The 6,727-nt window shown below is 67.1% G+C and carries 6 protein-coding genes; all 6 read left to right on the top strand.

Going from position 1 to position 6,727, the window contains the following annotated elements:
- On the top strand, positions 1 to 647 hold a 647-nt coding region (locus tag ACLQ6X_RS09070; protein ID WP_411699845.1), incomplete at its 5' end, for a polyprenol monophosphomannose synthase.
- The gene (locus tag ACLQ6X_RS09065; RefSeq protein WP_411699844.1) at positions 637 to 2,340 is read left to right on the top strand and encodes a hypothetical protein; all 1,704 of its coding nucleotides are present in this window, start codon (positions 637 to 639) and stop codon (positions 2,338 to 2,340) included. The genes ACLQ6X_RS09070 and ACLQ6X_RS09065, both read left to right, overlap by 11 nt.
- A gap of 56 nt (positions 2,341 to 2,396) precedes the next feature.
- Positions 2,397 to 2,717, top strand: a complete 321-nt coding sequence (locus ACLQ6X_RS09060) for a hypothetical protein (protein ID WP_411699843.1) — start codon at positions 2,397 to 2,399, stop codon at positions 2,715 to 2,717.
- Positions 2,714 to 4,225: a glycosyltransferase gene (locus ACLQ6X_RS09055; protein ID WP_411699842.1), complete on the top strand. Its 1,512-nt coding sequence runs from the start codon at positions 2,714 to 2,716 to the stop codon at positions 4,223 to 4,225. The genes ACLQ6X_RS09060 and ACLQ6X_RS09055 overlap by 4 nt, the downstream gene beginning before the upstream one ends.
- On the top strand, positions 4,218 to 5,663 hold the full coding sequence (locus ACLQ6X_RS09050) for a glycosyltransferase family 4 protein (RefSeq protein WP_411699841.1): 1,446 nt from the start codon (positions 4,218 to 4,220) through the stop codon (positions 5,661 to 5,663). The genes ACLQ6X_RS09055 and ACLQ6X_RS09050 overlap by 8 nt, the downstream gene beginning before the upstream one ends.
- 43 nt (positions 5,664 to 5,706) lie before the next feature.
- Positions 5,707 to 6,678: an ABC transporter permease gene (locus ACLQ6X_RS09045; RefSeq protein ID WP_411699840.1), complete on the top strand. Its 972-nt coding sequence runs from the start codon at positions 5,707 to 5,709 to the stop codon at positions 6,676 to 6,678.
- The last annotated feature ends 49 nt before the right edge of the window (positions 6,679 to 6,727 follow it).

Raw genomic sequence — 6,727 nt, 5'->3', positions numbered from 1 at the left:
ACCCGGATACCGAACTCACTGTAGTGGTGATCGACGATTCCTCGCCCGACGGAACGGCGGCCCTCGTCGAGAGCCTCGCCGACGGCTGGAAGACCGACCGCATGTCGGTGCGCGTCATCAACAAGCCGACCAAGAACGGCCTCGGTGCCGCCTATATCTACGGCTTCTCGCAACTGCAAGACCAAGGCTTCGACTACTTCCTGCAGATGGACGCCGATCTCTCCCACGACCCGAAATACATCTCCGGGTTCATCCACCAGGCCAAGTCCGGAGTGGACTTCGTCGTCGCCTCCCGGTACATCCCCGGCGGCGGAACGCCGGACTGGACGTGGGACCGCCGCTTTCTCAGCCGCGGCGGCAACTTCTACGCCCGCACGGTGCTGAGCAGGCGTATCTCCGACTACACCGGCGGGTTCAACATGTACTCGGCCGCGCTTCTGAAGCGCATCGAATTCGAGACCATCTCCGCGACCGGCTACGGATTCCTGCTCGTGCTCAAGTACCGCGCGCTGTTGCACGCGAAGTCGCTCGCCGAGCTGCCGATCGTGTTCCTCGACCGCACGCACGGCACCTCGAAGATCCCGCGCAACACCCTGCTCGCCAACTTCATCCTCGTTCCCCAGATCAAGATGCGTCGTGGCCGCTGACCTCGCGACCGCCGCGCCCCGCCGTCGGATCTTCGGACGTTCGATCTCGGCGTGGCTGTACGAACTGTGGGCACTCGTCGTCACCGTCTTCGCCTCGCTGATCGCGATCGGCCACATCGCGACGACCGAGTGGGAGACGACGTTCCTCTATAACGCCGACTCGATCGTGCTGCCGCTGGTCGAGAAGTCGGTACAGCAGGGCGAGGCGTTCCAGTGGGTGTTCTCGTCGCAGAACTTCTTCTTCCCCGAGGGGCTGTTCTTCGCGATCAGCACCGCCTTCACGGATTCGCCGCAGGTCGCGCTCTACACGAACGCGTGCCTCAACATCGTGGTGCTCTACGTTCTGCTGCGCGTGATCGCCCGCCAGCTCGCCCACGGTTCGCGTCACCAGTTCCTCGAGATCACCATCGCTCTCGCCGCGACGATCCTGTTCGTGGTCTACGTGCTGCTCGAGCCGACCGCCACCGTGAACCGCAGCGGTACCGCGACCCTCTTCCTTCTCACGACCTATTACTACGGCGTCATCGTCGTGGGGCTGGTCGTTCTCTCCCTCGTGCTCTGGGTGACCCGCTCCTTCTCTCCGGCGTCGTGGGGCCGCAGCCGGGTGAAGGTCTTCGCGGTCGTCGTGACGCTGATCACCACCGCCACCGTGTTCTCCGACCCGCTGTACTTCGCCCAGGTCGTCGCGCCCATGGCGGTCTGCCTGCTCATCCTCGCCCTGAGCAAACGCCTGACGTGGAGGCGGGCGTGGGTGCTCGTGCTGCCGGGACTGCTCGGCACCCTGCTCGGGTTCGGCCTGCGCGCGATCTTCGCCGACCTGTTCGCCTCCAACCTCGCGTCGTATTTCTCGATCGAGGACTTCCGGCTGAGCATCATGGTGCTGCGCGAGACGTTCGTCGAGATGACGAGCTCGTCGTCGGGTTCGCTGAAGCTGCTGTTGCTCGCTTCGGTGCTCGCCATCACCTTCAGCGTGATGGCCTACGCGCTCGTCGGATGCTTCCGCCCCTCGATCGCGAGCCGCGTCTCCACGGTCGAGTTCTTCGTGATCGGGTTCGTCTCGGTCTCCACGGTCTCGCTCCTCCTGGGTCACGTGCTCACCGGCGCCATCACCACGCGCTATCTCACGCCGATCTACATCTTCCCGCTTCTCACCATCGTCTACGTCGGCGTCTACCTGCTGCGCCGACTGCTCGTCGAGGTCGAGAACGCGACCCTGCGTCGAGACCTCAGCCGCTTCAGCGTGGGTATCGCCATCGCGGCCTCCATCGTCATCGTGGTCGTCGGCAGCCTCAACCTTCCCGCGGTCGTGCGTTCCGCCTCCGGCGCGAACTACAACTCCATGCAGTGCTTCGACGACTTCGTCGGCGACTCCGACCGCAACGGTGTCGGGTCGTTCTGGAGCGTGCGCACCCTCGAGGTCTACGGCGACGCGCGCGGCGAGATCCTGCAGGTGCAGCCCGACCTCTCCGTCTACCCGTGGATGAACAACCTCGCGCCGTACGACGGCACGGAGTTCTCGTTCGTCGTCACCGACTCCAGCGGCCAGGTGCCGCCCGAGGCGCTCATCCCGCTGGGCGAACCCGCCGAGGTCATCGACTGCGTCAGCTACGTCATCCACGACTACGAGGGCACGCCGGGCGAGGCGATCCTCAACCGCGTGGTCGGCGAGAGCGCGGACAAGCTTCTCGAGTAGCGCCCCACCCGACGAACGTTCAGCCCCGGCTCGCGCCTCAGCGATAGGATTAGCGGATGTCTTCTCTCGATCCCGACGCCACTCCCGACACGGTAGCGCCGGCTCGCCCGACCCTGACCCAGCGGTTGAAGCAGTCGGAAGCCGAGCGCGAGCGCCTGCAGCGCGAGGTCGACCAGTTGTCCACGATCGCGCTGTCGAAGTGGCTGCTCGTTGCCCACCACCAGCAGAGCCACGCCGCGATCACCCAGACGCTGTCGTGGCGGATCACCCGGCCGTTGCGCACAGCCCGTCAGGTGCAGATGAAGATCTCCGAGGTCGGCGTGGCCGGCACCGCACAGGTCGTGGTCGCCACGCTGCGAAAGCGCCGACAGCGGTGACGCTGACGACCGAGGAGCTCGCCGACTCCGCTCTCGGCCGACTCGTTGCCGTCGCCCCCCATCTGCTCGCCGAACCCGGCGACCTTCCCGCCCTCCGCGAACGCGGTGCGGGGCCGCTGACAGTGCGGCTCGTCGAAGACGTGCGCGCGACCATGCGCAACGATCAGATCTGGCTGCTCTGCGTGGGATTGACGGGCACCTTCCCGCTTCCCGACCAGCTGCGCGCCGCGCGCCGCGCTCTGTTGCTCAGCGACGCCGATCTGGCGTTCGTGGACTTCCTCGAGGCGACCTTCGATCTCGGCGCCGGCACCGAGGGACTCGCGTCCGACATCGAGATCGTGCACCGCGGCGTCGTCGTCGACGTCGATTTCTGCGCCACCCACCTCGCCCACACCGGCATCCAGCGCGTGGTGCGCCAGACCATGGCGCGCTGGCACGGCGTTCGCGACGTGACGCTCGTCGGATGGACCCCCGGCGGTCTCGCCATGCGCGGTCTCTCCGCGCTCGAGACCTCACGGGTCACCGCGTGGAACACCTACACCGAGCCGAAGAGCGGGGAGACCGTCGAGGAGGCGCCGACCCGCAAGCTGCTCGTGCCCTACGAGAGCCGCGTCATCCTGCCCGAGGTTCCGCAACCGCACCTGTGCGGCGTGCTCGCCTCCCTCGCCGAGTTCTCGGGCAACCGCGTCGGCCTGATCGGCTACGACGCCATCCCCGTCGTCAGCGCCGACACGGTGCCCCCGGCGGAGACCGAGCGCTTCGTGCACTATCTGACGATCATCAAGCACTCGCACCGCGTCGCGGGCATCAGCGCCGCAGCGACGGACGACTTCCGGGGATTCAGCCAGGCGCTCGAGGCCCAGGGCCTGCCCGTCGTGGAGAGCGTCGAGGTCAGCCTGCCGATCGCGTTGCCCGACCTCGTGCACGAGCCCGTCGCCGAGAACGTCGCGAGCCCGCTCGTGCTCTGCGTGGGCAGTCAGGAACCGCGCAAGAACCAGGACGCCGTGCTGTTCGCGGCCGAGGTGCTCTGGCGCGAGAACCTCGACTTCCGCGTGCGGTTCATCGGCGGCGGTAGCGCCTGGTTCACGCAGGGCTTCGACCAGCGCATCAAAGCGCTCACCAAGAAGGGCTACGACGTCGAGGTCTGGCGCGGTGTGCGCGACGACGCGCTGTTGGCGTCCTACGCCGAGGCCCGGTTCTCGATCTTCCCCTCGCTGCACGAGGGGTACGGCCTGCCGGTCGCCGAGTCGCTCGCGATGGGCGTGCCGGTGGTGACGAGCGGATACGGCAGCACGGCGGAGATCGCCGCGGGCGGTGGCTGCGTACTCATCGACCCGAGAGACGAGATGACGATCGTGGATGCGATGCGCTCGCTGATCAGCGGAACGGACCGCATCGAAGAGCTGCGCGAGCAGATCGCAACGCGGCCCTCCCGCAGCTGGGACGACTACGCCGACGAACTGTGGAACGACCTCGTCGTTCCACTCGAGGACGGTGCACGTGCCTAACCAGACGAACAACGACAGGCTCGGCATTCTGCTCGCGGCCCTCGAACCGGGCGCGCGGAGGATCGCGCCGACGGGTGAACTCGTCGCGATGGTGGCGAAGCATCTCGCGAACCCGACCGACGACGTGGTGTGGCTCGCGCTCGCCGTGCTCAACGCACGCTTCCCCGTGCGCGACGACATCGTGACGCTCCGCCGCCGCCTGCGGCTCGAGAGCCCCGTCGCCGTGATCTCGCAGATCGCTTCCGCCCGCCTCTCGCGGCTGGGCCACAGCGCCCCGCCGGTGCGAGTTCTCACCGGACACGTCGTGGTCGACGTTCACCACACGGCCCGCACCGGGCTGGCGACCGGAATCCAGCGCGTCGTGCGCAAGACCATCGCGGAGTGGGACGAGAAGCACGACATCACCCTCGTCGGCTGGAACACCTCGCTGACCAGCCTGCGCCTGCTGTCGCGGCTCGAGTCCGAGAACGCGATGCACGGCACCGCGCCGCACGCGCACCCCGACGCGGTGGGCGAGGTGCTCATCCCCTGGAAGTGCGACTACATCCTCCCCGAGCTGGCCATCGAGGACGACCGCACGTCGCGTATCGCCGCGCTGGCCGAGTTCTCGGGTAACACCGCGGCCCTCATCGGTTTCGACTGTGTGCCCCTCACCTCTGCCGAGACCATCGGCGCGGGTATGGGTGCCGGGTTCTCCCGCAACCTGGTCGCCGCCGCGCATTTCTCGAAGATCGCCACGATCTCCGAGGCCGCTGCCGCGGAATACGGCGGATGGCGCACCATGCTGGGTAGCGCGGGCCTGACGGGGCCGCACATCCAGTGCGTCTTCCTGCCCGCCGACGCCGGCGTGGTGAGCGAGGCCGGCGTCGAGTCGGCACGCGCGACCCTCGGTGCCGACGACCTGCCGCTGCTGTTCTGCGTGGGCAGCCATGAGCCACGCAAGAACCATCTCGCCGTGCTGACCGCCGCCGAACTGCTGTGGAAGCAGGGCCGCGAGTTCTCGCTCGCCTTCGTCGGCGGCAACGCGTGGGGGAGCGAACAGTTCCAGTACCAGCTGGCCGAACTACAGCGTCGCGGGCGCCCGGTGAAGACCGTCAGCGCCATCACCGACGAGCTGCTCTGGGGCGGCTACCGCGCGGCACGCTGCACGGTGTTCCCGTCTCTCAACGAGGGCTTCGGCCTGCCCGTCGCCGAGTCGCTCGCGATGGGAACCCCCGTGGTGACGTCGAATTACGGCAGCATGGCGGAGATCGCGGCCGGCGGCGGCGCCGTGCTCGTCGACCCGCGCGACGAACAGGATCTCGCCCGCGGCCTCGCGAGCGTGCTCTTCGACGACGACGTGAACACCAGACTCAGGGCGGAAGCCTCGGCCCGCAGCACACGGACGTGGGCGCACTACGCCGACGACGTGTGGGGCTATTTCTTCCCCAGCGCATAGAATCGATCGCTGCGCGAAGCGGCACAATGAACTCGGAGACCTCGTGACCAATCCAGCGCAGGAGCGTGCGACCAGACTCGCCTCGCTCCCGTTTCAAACGACGGAGGCGACAAGCGCCCAACCCGTCGGTGCATTCCTGCGGTCGGTAAAAGAGATCGTCGCCCATCGTGAGCTGCTCGACCTCCTCATCCGCCGCGAGCTGAAGTCGCGCTACAAGGACAGCGCGCTGGGATTCCTCTGGAGCCTGGTCAGGCCCCTCACGATGCTCGTCATCTACTTCGTCTTCATCGGCCAGATCCTCGGCGCCGCCCGCGGAGTGCCGGAGTTCGCCATCTTCGTCTTCGCCGGGCTGACCCTGTGGGGACTGTTCTCCGAGATCATCGCCGGGGGCACGGGCTCGATCGTCGGAAACGCCGGCCTGATCAAGAAGGTCTACCTGCCGCGCGAGATCTTCCCGTTGGCGGCGGTGGGGTCGGCGGTATTCAACTTCGGCGTGCAGTTCGTCGTGCTGCTCGGTGCCACGATCGTGCTGGGACAGGTGCCGTTCAGCGCTGACCTCGTCTACGTGCCGGTCGGTGTGATTATCGTGCTGATCTACGGCATTGCCCTGGCCCTGCTGCTCTCCGCGCTCAACGTCTACCTCCGCGACATCCAGTATCTCGTCGAGGTCTTCATCCTGCTCTTCTTCTGGGCCTCGCCCATCGTCTACTCGTGGTCGTTCGTCGTCGACGCGGCGCAGCGCAATGGCTACCTCTGGCTCACCGAGATCTACCTGTGGAATCCGATCACGGTCGCGATGCTCGCGTTCCAGCGCGGCATGTGGACGGCCGGGTCGCGCGACAGCGTCACGGGTCAGAACCCCGATACCGGGGCCGACATCATCGCACCGGCACAGCCATGGCCGGAAGACCTCAACCTGCGGCTGTTCATCGCCGCCGTCATCGGGCTCGTCCTCGTCTGGATCTTCCAGCGTGTGTTTTCGCGGTTGCAGGGCAACTTCGCGCAGGAGATCTAAGTGGTAACGCAGAGCAATCCGACCGGACCGGTCGTCATCCGGGTCAACG

The organism is Conyzicola sp. (genome assembly GCF_046714715.1).
Classification (GTDB): domain Bacteria; phylum Actinomycetota; class Actinomycetes; order Actinomycetales; family Microbacteriaceae; genus Conyzicola.
The sequence above is the reverse complement of the archived record's forward strand: the minus strand, read 5'-3'. Positions and strand labels throughout refer to the sequence as shown.

What these genes read in the sequence shown, in the direction of transcription:
- ACLQ6X_RS09060 (WP_411699843.1), top strand. Translation starts at nt 2,397, where the DNA reads ATGTCTTCTCTCGATCCCGACGCCACTCCCGACACGGTAGCGCCGGCT.